This is a genomic window from Protofrankia sp. Cj3, assembly GCF_917627355.1.
GTDB lineage: Bacteria > Actinomycetota > Actinomycetes > Frankiales > Frankiaceae > Protofrankia.
This window is the reverse complement of record NZ_CAKJTR010000001.1, coordinates 58,197-70,878: the sequence shown is the minus strand read 5'-3', so window position 1 is coordinate 70,878 and position 12,682 is coordinate 58,197. Positions and strand designations below refer to the sequence as shown.

General features: G+C 66.3%; 11 protein-coding genes. 10 read left to right on the top strand and 1 reads right to left on the bottom strand.

Going from position 1 to position 12,682, the window contains the following annotated elements; translation table 11 throughout:
* Positions 1 to 442 precede the first annotated feature (442 nt).
* From MJ783_RS00360 to MJ783_RS00325, 8 genes are all read left to right on the top strand, one after another.
* A complete protein-coding gene (locus tag MJ783_RS00360) occupies positions 443 to 1,516 on the top strand; it encodes an ABC transporter substrate-binding protein (RefSeq protein WP_239307862.1) in 1,074 nt (357 codons plus the stop codon).
* Positions 1,517 to 1,608: 92 nt separating this feature from the next.
* Positions 1,609 to 2,412, top strand: coding sequence for an SDR family NAD(P)-dependent oxidoreductase (locus MJ783_RS00355; RefSeq protein WP_239307861.1), 804 nt, complete (start codon positions 1,609 to 1,611; stop codon positions 2,410 to 2,412).
* A 238-nt stretch (positions 2,413 to 2,650) separates the two neighbouring features.
* Positions 2,651 to 3,091, top strand: a complete 441-nt coding sequence (locus MJ783_RS00350) for an NfeD family protein (RefSeq protein WP_239307860.1) — start codon at positions 2,651 to 2,653, stop codon at positions 3,089 to 3,091.
* 69 nt (positions 3,092 to 3,160) lie between these two features.
* Positions 3,161 to 4,111: an SPFH domain-containing protein gene (locus tag MJ783_RS00345; RefSeq protein WP_239307859.1), complete on the top strand. Its 951-nt coding sequence runs from the start codon at positions 3,161 to 3,163 to the stop codon at positions 4,109 to 4,111.
* A 100-nt stretch (positions 4,112 to 4,211) separates the two neighbouring features.
* Complete coding sequence (locus MJ783_RS00340) at positions 4,212 to 5,156, top strand: metal ABC transporter solute-binding protein, Zn/Mn family (RefSeq protein WP_239307858.1); 945 nt, start codon at positions 4,212 to 4,214, stop codon at positions 5,154 to 5,156.
* On the top strand, positions 5,153 to 5,965 hold the full coding sequence (locus MJ783_RS00335; RefSeq protein WP_239307857.1) for a metal ABC transporter ATP-binding protein: 813 nt from the start codon (positions 5,153 to 5,155) through the stop codon (positions 5,963 to 5,965). The genes MJ783_RS00340 and MJ783_RS00335 overlap by 4 nt, the downstream gene beginning before the upstream one ends.
* Positions 5,966 to 5,989: 24 nt before the next feature.
* The gene (locus MJ783_RS00330) at positions 5,990 to 6,955 is read left to right on the top strand and encodes a metal ABC transporter permease (RefSeq protein ID WP_239307880.1); all 966 of its coding nucleotides are present in this window, start codon (positions 5,990 to 5,992) and stop codon (positions 6,953 to 6,955) included.
* Positions 6,955 to 7,797: a metal ABC transporter permease gene (locus tag MJ783_RS00325; protein WP_239307856.1), complete on the top strand. Its 843-nt coding sequence runs from the start codon at positions 6,955 to 6,957 to the stop codon at positions 7,795 to 7,797. Before MJ783_RS00330 ends, MJ783_RS00325 begins: the two co-directional genes overlap by 1 nt.
* A gap of 72 nt (positions 7,798 to 7,869) precedes the next feature.
* Here the strand turns inward: MJ783_RS00325 and MJ783_RS00320 are convergent, their stop codons facing one another.
* On the bottom strand, positions 7,870 to 8,976 hold the full coding sequence (locus tag MJ783_RS00320; RefSeq protein WP_239307855.1) for an ABC transporter substrate-binding protein: 1,107 nt from the start codon (positions 8,974 to 8,976) through the stop codon (positions 7,870 to 7,872).
* A gap of 199 nt (positions 8,977 to 9,175) precedes the next feature.
* Here MJ783_RS00320 and MJ783_RS00315 point away from each other — a divergent pair, with 199 nt between their 5' ends.
* Together MJ783_RS00315 and MJ783_RS00310 are read left to right on the top strand one after the other, a co-directional pair.
* Positions 9,176 to 11,131: an ABC transporter permease gene (locus MJ783_RS00315; protein ID WP_239307854.1), complete on the top strand. Its 1,956-nt coding sequence runs from the start codon at positions 9,176 to 9,178 to the stop codon at positions 11,129 to 11,131.
* Positions 11,128 to 12,564: an ABC transporter ATP-binding protein gene (locus MJ783_RS00310; protein ID WP_239307853.1), complete on the top strand. Its 1,437-nt coding sequence runs from the start codon at positions 11,128 to 11,130 to the stop codon at positions 12,562 to 12,564. The genes MJ783_RS00315 and MJ783_RS00310 overlap by 4 nt, the downstream gene beginning before the upstream one ends.
* Positions 12,565 to 12,682 lie beyond the last annotated feature (118 nt).

Below are 12,682 nucleotides of genomic sequence, written 5' to 3'. Positions count from 1 at the left end.
ACCACAGCGCGGCATCCCTGCGCTGTGGTGCCCTCGGCATGTCGGGGAAGGGGTTGGGGTGTGCGTGGGCGGCTGGACGTGACGGCTACCTTCGAAGAGATCACATTTAGCTAAATTATTGTTCATTTAAGGTTTTTAGGGGTGAGGGGGCCCGAGCTCGTAGATGTTGTCCGAGATGTTGTCCGACTTCGCCGGCTGGCTGCGACAGCGGCGGGCCGCGCGGAATCATCCTGATGGTGACTCCATGGTTAATTTTTTAATACAGAAAGTCACTTTTTATCATCTAAATCACCGGAGGAATTGGAATGTGTGCGGAAAGTTATTTATTGCCGTAAGTTTGGTGGGCATACTTGCGTTGGCGGCATGCGGGGGCGGCTCGACCGGGAACACGCCTGAGGCGAGTGCGAGCACAGGCAGTCAGTTGCCCGGTGAGCCGATCAAGATGATGGTCATCACTGCGCTGTCCGGGCCATCGGAGGCGTTTACCGACATTCCGCCGGCTGTGAACGCCGCCACCACCGCGATCAACAAGGCGGGTGGCGTCAAGGGCCGGCCGCTTCAGGTTACCGTTTGTGACGATCAGTTTGACCCGAACAAGGCCGCTGACTGCGCGAACCAGGCGGTCGCCGGCAAGTACCTGTTCGTCACCGGAACTTCCGCGAACGGTGACCGGTACATGCCGATCCTGGAGAAGGGGAAGATCCCCGTGGTCGGTCAGATCCCGAACAGCGCCAGCGAGCTGAAGAGCCCGTACTCGTACCCGTTCATCTCTGGCGTCATCGAGGTCGCGGGCGGTGGAACCGCCTGCGGCAAGCTCGGCAAGAAGACCCCCGCGGCGGCCATCGTCGACCTCGCGGCCGGCCGTAACTCCGCCTCGCTGATTGGTCTGGGCCTCAAGCCGTACAACCTGCCGCCTCCCAGGAACGTCTTCATACCACCGACCGCCACTGACTACACGACCTACGCGGCCAACCTCAGCGGCACTGACTGCGTCGATGTCGTGCTCGGCGGCGCAGGCTTCGAGCGACTGACCCAGACACTGCGCCAGTCCGGCAACAACGAGACCGTGGCCTACGGCTCGAGCCAGGTCAGTCAGAAGGGGATCGATCGGTTGGGCGCGGCCGCCACCGGTGTGGTCCTCATTGCTCAGAACCCCGCGGTGACCGATACCAACGTGCCCGCGGTGAAGAAGTTCCACGACGAGGCCGTCGCCAATGGCACGTCCGCGAACGAGCTGACCGACGAGGGCCTGATCATGTGGGGGACGACCCACCTGGTAGCCGAGCTGGCAGCCAAGATCACAACGGTTGATGGCGAGAGCCTGGCCCAGGCACTCAACACCGCCGGTGATATTGACTACCCACCACTACCGAAGGTGAACTTCGCCAAGCCGGTTCAGGTCATCTCCCCGGACAACAGGATCTTCACGACCGATGTGCGGTTCTCGGAACTCAGGGATGGCAGGCGCGTCCCGCTGTTCGACGGGCAGTCGATCAACGTGTTCAACCCATCCTGATGCACCACCGGCCGGGCCGCGAACGGTGGCCCGGCCGGATCAAAGGACTCCGCCCCCAGGCGCGGCACACACGAGGTCGAGACGATGAGAACATGTTGACAGGACGGGTCGCTCTGATCACCGGAGCGGGACGAGGGCTGGGCGCGGCGCACGCGCGGTTGCTGGCCGCTGCCGGCGCCGCGGTGGTCGTCAACGACGTCGGGGCGAGCCTCGATGGTCTGACCAGCGGTGATCCGGTTGCCAGCAGCCTGGTTGCCGAGATCACAGCCGCTGGCGGCCGTGCTTTGGCGGATATGTCCGACATATCGACCTTTGCTGGCGCCGCGGTCGCGGTGGAGCGGGCACGAGACGTGTTCGGGCGGATCGACATCCTGGTGAACAACGCCGGGATCGTTGACACTTCGGGGGTCGAGGCGCTGACCGAGGAGGCCCTCGATCGGGTGTTCGCCGTTCATGTCAGAGGCAGCGTCGGCACGACGAGAGCCGCGTTCGGGCACATGCGCGCCCAGGGCTTCGGCCGGATCATCAACACGATTTCCGAGGCCGCGCTGGACATGCGGATGTCCGACACGGTCGCCTATTCCTCGGCCAAGGCGGCGATCTGGGGGCTGACCATGGCGACGGCGAAGGAGGGTGCCCGGTACGGCATCACGGTCAACGCGATCTCGCCGGGCGCCCGTACCCGGATGTCGGCGGGAGCGCTCGACGCCGGTCTTTCGGCTGGGCTCGATCTCGCCCCTGAGCACGTGTCCCGGGTGGTGACGATGCTCGCCTCGCCCGAGGCCGGCGACATCACCGGGCGGGTCGTGCACGCGGCGGCCGGAGAGGTCCGTGAGTATCTTCTGCGCCGGTCCGCCGATACAGATCTTGTACGTCGTTTGGTCGCCGCATCCTGATATCGGCTTAGAGCGACCGGCAATAGGGGACGCGGCGTCGCGGGGCTGGGGCACGCACCTCACCGCGTTGTCGTCGGTCGCCACCCAACACCAGGGTGACTCCCTCCGCCGCCTCGCGATCTACGCACCCCAGCCCCGCTCCTTGATCCACACCCCTATTGCCGGTCGCTCTTAACCCCGGGTTCCACGTCCACAGCAAGTCGTTCACAACAGGTCGCACGATGCCTACGATGACAGTATGTCAGCGTGGCTCTGGTGGTTGATGATCGCCGGGGTTCTCGGGGCCGGTGAGCTGCTGACACTCGCTCTGATCCTCGGAATGACCGCGATCGCGGCCCTCGTCGCCGCTGTCGTGGCGGGTGTCGGTGGCGGTTCCGTCGCGCAACTCGCGGCGTTCGCGGCCGCTTCTGTCGCGCTTCTGTTCGGGCTGCGGCCGGTTGCCAGGCGCCATCTGAACCAGCCGCCGGGGGTCGCGATGGGTGTGGATGCGTTGATCGGAAAAACCGGGATCGTGCTGGAGCCCGTCGACGGCAACGGTGGTCGGGTCAAGATCGGCGGTGAGGTGTGGTCGGCGCGCATGCCGGTCGCGGGCCATGCGCTCCAACCGGGAAGCATTGTCCGGGTGTTGCGTATTGACGGCGCGACGGCCATCGTCCATCCCGCCGAGCTGTGGACGTAGGAAGACCGGAGGCGCTGACGTGATGACGATGCCGCTGCGGGGCTTACGCGTGGCAACGGGGTGGTCCTGATGGCCGGGCTGATCGCTGCTGCCGTCGTCGTACTGGTGCTGCTGGTGTTCCTTGCCAGATCCGTGCGGGTGGTAGCGCAGGCCCGTGCGGTCGTGGTCGAGCGTCTCGGTCGCTACCACCGGACGCTGGGCCCGGGTCTGGCCATCGTCATCCCCGTGGTGGACCGGATCAGGGAGCGCGTCGACCTGCGTGAACAGGTGGTGACGTTTCCGCCGCAACCGGTGATCACTGAGGATAATCTTGTCGTCAGTATCGATACGGTCATCTACTTTCAGGTCACCGACCCGCGGGCGTCCATCTATGAGATTGCCGATGTGATTCGCGCGATCGAGCAGCTCACGGTCACCACGTTGCGCAACGTAATCGGTAGTTTGAACCTGGAGCAGACCCTGACCTCCCGCGATGAAATCAACACCCGGTTGCGCGGTGTCCTTGACGAGGCAACCGGTAAGTGGGGTATCCGGGTGAACCGGGTGGAGATCAAGGCGATTGAGCCACCACCGTCAATCCAGGACTCGATGGAAAAACAGATGCGCGCCGAGCGGGACCGCCGGGCCGCGATCCTGTCTGCCGAGGGCGTCAAGCAGAGCGAGATCCTGCGCGCTGAGGGCGCGAAACAGGCCGCGATCCTGCGGGCTCAGGGTGAGAGGGAAGCGAAGATCCTCGCGGCGCAGGGCGAGGCCCAGGCCATCACCACGGTGTTCCAGGCGATCCACGACGGCAACCCGGACCGCAAGCTTCTCGCCTACCAGTACCTGCAGACTCTGCCGCGCCTCGCGGAAGGCGACGCGAACAAGATTTGGATCATTCCGAGTGAGCTGACGAAGGCCTTCGGCGGGCTTGCCGCGTTCAGCGGCCTCATTGACGATCATGATCGGTCTGATCGTGCGACGGGGTCCGCCACGGATCGGCCCAGTGCGGTGGACAGCGGCGAGGCGGACACGCCCTGACCGCCGCGCCCGAGAGCGGGCACATCATAATTTGACATCCGAACCGGGAACCGTTTTCATCAAGGCAATCATCGCCTTCATGCTGGAGTTCCCTTTGCGTATGACCTGGGTCCGTCGTACGGCCGGAGGTGTCGGCCTCACCGCCGTTGCCATGTTGTTTGCTGGTTGTGCTACTGGCGGTGGGGATGCCAGCTCCGAAGCCGCCACGGTATCCGGAAAGCTCAAGGTGGTGGCGACCACCACCCAGGTCGCGGACTTCGCCCGGGTCGTCGGCGGTGACCGGGTGCGGGTGACCCAGATCCTCAGGCCCAACGTCGACCCGCACGACTACGAGCCCTCGCCCGCGGACGTGAAGGCGATCGGCGAGGCCGACGTCCTGGTAGCCAACGGCGTCGGCCTGGAGAAGTGGCTCGACGGTGTGATCTCGTCCGCGGGCTTCAGGGGCGATCGGGTCGACACCAGCCAGGGGGTGAAGATCCGGCCGGGCAACGGTGATGAGGAGAAAGAAGGGGACCCCCACATCTGGCACAACCCACTGAACGTCAAGATCATGGTGGCCGGTATCGAGAAGGCGCTCGCGGCCAAGGACCCTGCCGGTGCCGCGGCCTACCAGGCCAATGTCGCCGCCTACGCTGGCAAGCTCGACGCCCTTGACGCGGATATCATGCAGCAGATCAACTCCCTGCCCCCGGCCGATCGTAAGCTCGTGACCAACCACGATGCGTTCGGCTACTACGTTGACCGGTACCAGCTGGCCTTTGTCGGGTCGATCATCCCGAGCTTCGACACGTCCGCGGAGCTGTCCGGCCGTGATATTGACGATCTTGTCGGTGAGATCAGGAAGACCGGCGTGAAGGCGATCTTCTCCGAGTCGTCGCTACCGCCGAACACAGCCCAGACAATCGGTCGGGAGGCTGGCGTCAAGGTGGTGGCGGGCGAGGATGCTCTGTACGGTGACACGCTCGGCCCACCGGGGTCGGACGGCGAGACCTATCTGCGGATGGAAGAGCACAACACCAGAACGATCGTCGGGGCGTTGAGATGAGGGCACAGGTGGAGCTCGGTGCCGCCGGGAGAGGCGCGGCGGAGGCCGACGGCGACCGTCCGGCCGCGGTGGTTTTCGCTCGGGCCAGTATCGCTTACGGCCGGGTACCGGCTGTCGAGAATGTGGATGGCGTGGTGCGGGCGGGGCGTACGGTTGCGCTCATAGGGCCGAACGGCGGCGGCAAATCAACTCTGATCAAGGCGATGCTCGGGCTTGTCCCGGTCGTCGACGGGTCGATTCAGGTGCTCGGCCGGACGCCGGCCGGCGCCCGTCGCGACGTTGCCTACGTCCCGCAGGCGGACGCGCTCGATCCCGAGTTCCCGGTCTCGGTCAACCAGGTCGTGCTGATGGGCCGGTATCGGACGATCGGATGGGTGCGCCGGCCTGGCCGGGCCGACCGGCAGATCGCCACGCAGGCCCTGACAGCGGTAGGGCTCGCGCACCGGGGCGCCGACCGGTTCGGCACGTTGTCGGGCGGGCAGCGCCAACGCGTCCTGCTTGCGCGGGCGATAGCTCAGCAGCCCACACTGCTGCTGCTGGACGAGCCGTTCAACGGCGTGGACACGGTCTCGCAGGAAGCGTTGTTGCGCGCGCTCGGCGAACTGCGAGAGGCCGGTGCCACGGTTGTCGTCAGCACCCATGATCTGTCACTGGCGCATCTTGCCTGTGACGACGTCTGTCTGCTCAACCGGCACCAGTTCGGGTTCGGCCCGATTTCGGCCACGCTGACCCCGGACAGGCTTCGTGCCGCCTACGGTGGAGCCGCTCTTGCGTTGGCTGGCGACAGTGTCATCGTCGCCCACGCATGAGGCGGCTGTGACGGGATGCTAGTGATGGTGAACCGGCTGCTCGTCGAACCGTTCGCGCTCCCGTTCATGCAGCGGGCGCTGATCGAGGTACTGCTTCTCGGAGCTATGGCCGGTGTTGTCGGTGTTTTCGTGGTATTGCGACGGTTGGCTTTCCTGGCCGACGCGCTCACGCACACCGTTTTCCCTGGAGTGGTTATCGGATACCTGCTGTCAGGAGAGTCAGGTATCGTGCCAGGGGCCCTCGCCTTTGCGCTGTTGTCCGCGGTGCTGTTCACCGTGCTGGCGGCCAACCGGCACGTGAACCAGGATGCCGCGCTCGCCATCCTGCTGACGTCGTTCTTCGCGTTGGGGGTCGTGTTCGTCTCGCGTCGGCGTTCGTACACCGCTGACCTGACGGCTTTTTTGTTCGGCCGTGTCCTCACTGTCGACTCCACGCAGCTCACGCAGACGGCGGTCGTGGCCGTGGGAGTGTCCGTGGTGCTCCTGGCGCTGCGTAAGGAGCTGCTCCTGCGGGCGTTTGACCCGCTTGCGGCGCGGGCGATGGGCTACCGCGTCGGTCTGCTGGACCTCATCCTCAACCTTGTCATCGCCATCGTTGTCGTCGCGGCTGTCAAGGCTGTCGGGACGATTCTCGTTATTGCCCTTCTCGTCGTTCCGGCGGCGACGGCCCGGCTGCTGTCCGACCGGTTGGTGGTTGTGTCCGGAATAGCGATCACGGTCGGTATGTCCGGTGGCTGGTTGGGGCTTGCCGCGAGCTACGAGGCCTCGATCAATCGTGGGGTACGGCTGGCTTCGGGCGCGACCGTCGTGCTCGCCCTTGTCATGTGCTACCTGTTCGCGCTCGGGGCCGGCCCACTCAGCCGGTTCGCGCGAGGGCGCTGGACTCGGGGACGCCGGGCCCGGGGGCGGTTGGTGGATGCGCAGGCGTCGGGCGAGTGGCCGGATGGTCCCCGCACGCCAACCGGTCTGACGGCGGGGACGGGCATGTGATGATTTTTTCTGAGCTGTTGGCGGACTCCTACACCCGCCGTGCGCTGATCGAAGCCGTGCTCGTCGGCGCGTTGTGCGGCGTCATCGGCGTACACGTGGTGCTGCGCCGGCTGAGTTTTTTCACGATGGCGATGACGCACGCCACCTTCCCGGGCGTGGTGCTCGCGGCGATCGCGGGCGTGAACCTCTACCTCGGTTCGGCGCTGTTCGGGGTCCTCGTCGTCCTTGCCGTCGCCGTATTGTCGACGCGCGCTGACAATGTGAGCGCGACCGGCGTCGTGCTTTCCGGTGGCTTCGCCCTCGGGGTACTGCTGCTGTCCGCGCAGGCGGGATTCACCAGGGATCTCACCGCCTATCTCGTCGGCTCCATTCTCACCGTGCAGCCGGATGCTTTGGTCACCACGGCCGTCACCGCCGTCGTCGTCGTCGTGGTCCTTGCGCTGTTGGGCAAGGAGATAGTTTTTGGCGCCTTCGATCGCGACGCCATGGTGGCGGTCGGTTATCCAGCCGGCCGGCTGGATCTCGTCTTCCTGCTGCTGATTGAGATGACGATCGTCACGTCGGTACCGGCCGTGGGAACAATCCTGTCGGTCGCGCTGATCGTGGCCCCGGCTGCCACCGCCCGGCTGTGGTGCGGCGGAGTCGGGGCGATGACCGCCGTCGCCATCGCCATCGGGGTCGCCAGCGGCGTGATCGGGCTCGCGGTCAGTCAGCAGTGGAGCGTCGCCGCGGGAGGCGCGATCGTGCTCACAGCGGCGGGGATCTTCGTCCTGTCCGTGCTCGTCGCCCCCGGCGCGGGTCTGCTGGCCCGGCTCCGCTGGCCCGGCGCCACCACTCATTGATCTTGGTTGATGGCTGGCCGGCCTGGCGCCGACATCCGCGTTCGCCGGGCCGGTGTAATGGTTGATCGGCGGTCAGGTGATGAGTTTCATGAGCTCACGTCCATCCACCCAGGTGTCGCTGACGTCCGCGAAGCCGTTGCCGGACCACCGCAGGATGCGTATCGCTGTGTTGCAGACCGCCGGGAAGAGGTTTATCGCTGTTCCGTCGCAGGTGAACGGGTGCGCCATGACGTTCGGATGGTCCCGTGTCGCCCTGAAGGCGGCTGTCAGGTCGGTGGAAGTCGTCTGTGCCATCTCGGCGAGCAGTGATCGGACAACCAGGACGGTCGCGAAGGACGCCTGCGACAACGGCGATCGCTGGGCCTCGGGAAGCCGTGCTCGGAATGCCTCGGCGTCCTGGTCGCCGCCGGTGGTGCCGAACGGCAGATAAGCCGAGGCGAAGTAGAGGTTGCCGGCGCTTGGCCCGGCGGCCCGCGGCACGGCGGGGGAGGCGCAGGAGCCCACGAAGTACATTGGCGTCTTGATCTGGAGCGTTCCCGCGACCTGGGCTATTCGTGCGCAGGACTGGGCCGGGAAAACGACGACGATTGCGTCCGGATCGCCGGACACGGCTTGGCTGACGGCTGGTGCGAAATCAGCCGTATCAACCTTTTCCCGCACCAGCTGGATATCCGACACGCCCCTGGCGCGGAGGATTTTTTCGGATCCCTGAATCGCGGCGGTGAGCAGTCCGGGCAGGTCCGCGTACAGCGCGTGGACCTTTTTCAGATGTTTGGTGGCCGTCAGGTACTCGGTGATACCGAGCAGGTCGGTGAGTGTGCCACCGGTCAATGAGAACGAGGTGCGGGAACTCAGCTCCCCGCTCAGCTGGGGTGAGCCGCTGATATAGGGAATCCCGGCGCGTTCGTAGAGACCCATGGCAGCTTCGGTGCCGAGGTCCACGCCGCCGACCACGGCGACGGGTTTCTCAGCGACGAGGCGGTTGGCGCAGTCCTGGGACGACTCGGGAGAGCCGTTCGTCACACAGGGGACGAGCTCAACAGGATGGCCGTGAACTCCGCCGAGAGCCTCGTTGGCGTACGCGACGGCCCCCTGGGCGGCGATTCGGGTTTCGGGAAACGACCCGAGCGGGGTGTTCTCCATCGAGACGAAGCCCAACTTGACCGGCGGTCCACTCAACTGGCTCGCGGACCCACCGTTGGTCCGGCCAGGACCGGCGGGGCCTCCGCCGCGCCGGCTCGTACACCCAGCAAGGACGACGGACAGGACCACGGCAGCCGTGACCGCGGCTACGACAGCACGACGGGACAGCGTCATATTCACAGAAGTTACACTGCTCTGGCCCACAACAGACCGCCATGCTGGATTGGAGAGCCCTGTGCCCACGTATGTCGCGGCACTGGTCCTGGGCCTGGGTGCCGGTGCGGTCTACGCGGCACTTGGTCTCGGACTGGTGTTGATACACCGCGCTTCAGGTGTGGTCAATGTCGCGCACGCCGCGTTCGCGATGTATGTCACCTATCAGTATGCCGAGCTCAGAGACGTCGGAGACCTCGTCCTCCCCGTCGTGGGCCTTCCTCCCCGTGTTCATCTCACTGATAGCCCCTCTTTCGCGCTGGCATTGACAGTGTCGCTCGCCATGGCTGCCCTGGGCGGACTCGTTGTCTATTTTCTCATATTTCGGCCGCTACGGCACGCGCCGCCCGTGCTGACGCTGGTTGCCTCGGTCGGCCTTATGATCGCCCTGCAGGCGCTGGCGGTACTGCAGTTCGGCTCGGACAACAGGTTCATCGACTCCGTCCTGCCACGGACCTCTTTCTCCTTGTTCGGGGAAAACGTGCCTGTTGACCGCCCGTTGCTTGCCGCGCTGGTGGCCACGGTCGGCATAGTGATGTGGGCGGTATCCCGATGGACGTTGCTGGGGCTCGCCACCCGGGCGGTGGCCGAGTCCGACGAGGCCACGGCTCAGTTCGGCTACCGGCCTGAAGTCGTCGCGGCGACCAGCTGGGTGGCGGCATCCGTCCTCGGCGCGCTCGCGGGAATACTGGTGGCGCCGATCAGTGTCCTGAGCCCGTCCACGTACACATTGTTCATCGTACCCGCGCTGGCCGCCGCATTGCTCGGCGGCTTGTCGTCGTTCGGCGCCACCATCGTCGGCGCGCTGTTGCTCGGGATGGTCCAGTCGGTTCTTCTTCCCCTTCAGCATGCCGTTTCGTGGCTTGATCAACCTGGGCTCCGGTCGTTGTTCCCGCTGCTTTTTCTCATCGCCATCGCGCTCACCCGCGGCCAGTTGATACCGGGCCGGGACCAGATCATGGCACCGGCGGCGGCGAGACTGCCCCGGGCCGAGCCGGCGGGACGTCCACTACGTGATCTTTATGTGGTCGTGCCGGCCGGGGTGCTCGCGTTGGTACTGCTCACCGGCTCCTACCGGCTGGGTCTGGAACGCAGTCTCGCGGGCGCGGTCGTGTGCCTGTCCTTCGTGGTGCTGACCGGGTTCGCCGGACAGCTCTCGCTCGCGCAGATGTCGCTGGCAGGTGTGGCCGGTTTCCTGCTGGCGAGGCTGCAGGGCGGCCTCGGCGTGCCGTTTCCGCTCGCCCCGCTGCTTGCCACCGGGGCGGCGACCGTCGCGGGCCTGCTGCTCGGGGTCTTGTCCCGACGGATCCGCGGCGTGGACCTCGCGGTGGTGACACTCACCGCGGGCGTGGCCTTTCAGGAAATGGTCTTCGCCAATCCGTTGATCACGGGTGGTCTTGCCGGATCGGCTGTCCCGGCCCCGAAGGTTTTCGGTATTGATCTCGGTGTTGCCGGGGCCGGATACCCACGGGTGCAGTACGGCCTGCTCACCCTTGCGGTATTCGTGCTATGCGCCTTCGGGGTGGCTCGGCTGCGTGCGTCCACCTCAGGGCTGCGGATGCTCGCCGTCCGCTCAAATGAACGGGCGGCGTCCGCCGTCGGTGTGGACGCCGCCCGGACGAAGCTGCTCGCCTCCGCCATTTCCGCCGGGATCGCCGGCTTCGGTGGTTGCCTGATCGGTTACGGCCAGGGGCGGCTCTCGTTCGACTCGTTCGGGGTGTTCGCCTCGTTGTTCTTTTTGGCGATCGCTTCGGTCGGCGGGGTGATGAGTGTGCGCGGCGCGGTGCTGGGCGGCCTGTTGGCCCCGGGCGGCGTGGTGTTCACTCTTCTTGATCGTCTTATTGACCTCGCGAGGTACCAGTCGCTGCTGTGCGGTGTAGCCCTGATGGTGCTCGTCGTGCTGCGTCCCGAGGGGCTCGCGTACGATCCGCGCCAGCCTGCGGTGCGCCTGCGGATACCGGCCGAGGCACGCGCATGACCGGGGACCCGGTTCGCCTGAGCGTCAGTGGGCTGTGCGTCAGCTACGGCAAGGTCGAAATCGTCCATGATGTGTCGTTCACCCTGTCCGCGGGGAAGGTCACCGGGCTGATCGGGCCGAACGGAGCCGGCAAGACCACGTTGATAGACGCGGTCACCGGATTCACTCCCGCCAGCGCCGGCCAGATCGTGCTGGACGGGACGGTGCTGAACTCGATGCCGCCGCATGAGCGGTTCCGGCATGGCCTCACGCGTACCTTCCAGTCCCTGGAACTGTTCGAGGACCTGTCCGTTGCCGAGAATCTCGCGGTAGCCGGGCCTGAGCCGGCCGTGGCGCTGGGGCTTGGCATGCTCGCTGACCAGCTCCCCGCGACGCTGTCGCACGACGAGCGGCTCGCTGTCGGGCTCGGCCGCGCGCTGGCAGCGGGCGGTCAGGTGCTGCTCGTGGACGAGCCGGCGGCGGGCCTGGATTCGGCGGCGCGCGCCACGCTCACGACTCGGTTGCGCCGCCTGGCTGAGCGTGGCTACGCGATTCTTCTTGTTGATCATGACATCAAGCTGGTTTTCGAGGCATGTGACGACGTTGTGGTGCTGGGAGCGGGACGGGTCGTGGCGTATGGCCCACCGGCCACGGTCCGGGACCGCCCCGAGGTGCGCGAGGTGTATCTCGGCGGCTCACCGGCAACGGCCGTTCGCGTGCCCACGCAGCCGTCCAAGCACAAGGTGCTTGCCCTTGAAGGGGTTACGAGTGGGTATGACCGCCTGCCCGTGATGCACGAGGTCACACTCGACGTCCACGCCGGTGAGATCGTCGCGTTGCTCGGGCCGAACGGCGCCGGCAAGACAACGCTCATCCGTTCGGTTTCCGGGCAGCTCACGCCGTTTGACGGCCGGGTGAGCGTCCTCGGTCACCCGGCCCGCCGCCCGAACCCGGCCGGGCTTGCCCGCCGTGGACTGGCGGTGGCCCCTCAGGGCGGGACGCCTCTCCGGGGGCTGACGGTCCGCCAGATCCTGCGCCTCGCGGTCGGTCGACGGCCCGGTGACCAGATCGAGCGGACGTTGGCGAGTTTCCCGGCGCTGCGCCCGCTGCTCGACCGGACCGGCGGCGAGCTCTCCGGGGGCGAGCGGCAGCAGGTCGCGCTGGCCAGCGCTGTGGCACGGCAGCCGAAGCTGCTGATCGTCGACGAGTTCTCCTCCGGCCTTGCGCCCGATCTCGCGTCGAGTCTGCTTGCGGTCCTGCGGCGCCTGGCCGACGAACGCGGCACCGGCATTCTGCTGATAGAGCAGCATGTGTCGCTCGCCCTCGCCGCCGCGGACCGGGCCTACATCCTCGACCGGGGCCGAATCGTGTTCACCGGTACCGCCGCCGCCCTTGCGGCGGATCCCGGTCTGATCAATGCCAGCTATTTCGGTATCGGCTCGGCCAGCGACTGACCGCAATGTTCGGTCCGGCGGCCACCTGACAGCTGGTCACCGGACCGGGAGCGCGGCCCGTCGGGCTCCGCTGCTCCGGCGGCGGTGGCATGGGGACCGCCTGCCGCGGAAGCTGCTT